Below are 498 nucleotides of genomic sequence, written 5' to 3' on the forward strand. Positions count from 1 at the left end.
GATGGAACGTGCACTCTTCATCGATCGGCAACTTTTCGCGGGGCACCCGCCCGAACACTTCGGACGACGCGCAAACATGCGTGACGGCATCGATGTTGTTCTTGCGCAGCGCTTCCAGCACGTTGGCCGTTCCCTGGACGTTGGTCTCCAGCGTGTCGAGCGGCGAATCGAAGCTGGTTTTCGGGTAGCTTTGCGCGGCCAGGTGGAACACGAAATCGGGCGTCGACTGCTTGACGGCCTCGTGAATAGAGAGGTAATCGCGCAAATCGCCGTACACCAGGCGGATCCTGTTCTTCTCGTTGATACGCGGAAGCAGGTGAGAAACGTTGTCGAGCGGGCTGCGCCAACGGCACAGGCCGTAGATTTCCCAATCCGTATTCTCCAGCAAAAAGTCGGCCAGATGCGACCCCACCATCCCCGTAATACCCGTAATCAAAACACGCTTTGCCATATCGCACCGTTAATTAGACAACTCGAGATTAATCGCTTCGCCAAGAC

The 498-nt window shown here is 56.6% G+C and carries 1 protein-coding gene; it reads right to left on the reverse strand.

From position 1 onward, the window contains the following. On the reverse strand, positions 1-451 hold a 451-nt coding region (locus J5M67_RS28000; protein WP_207888621.1), incomplete at its 3' end, for a GDP-mannose 4,6-dehydratase. Between the last annotated feature and the right edge of the window lie 47 nt (positions 452-498).

It is taken from the genome of Pseudomonas sp. 30_B (assembly GCF_017491605.1).
Taxonomy (GTDB): domain Bacteria; phylum Pseudomonadota; class Gammaproteobacteria; order Pseudomonadales; family Pseudomonadaceae; genus Pseudomonas.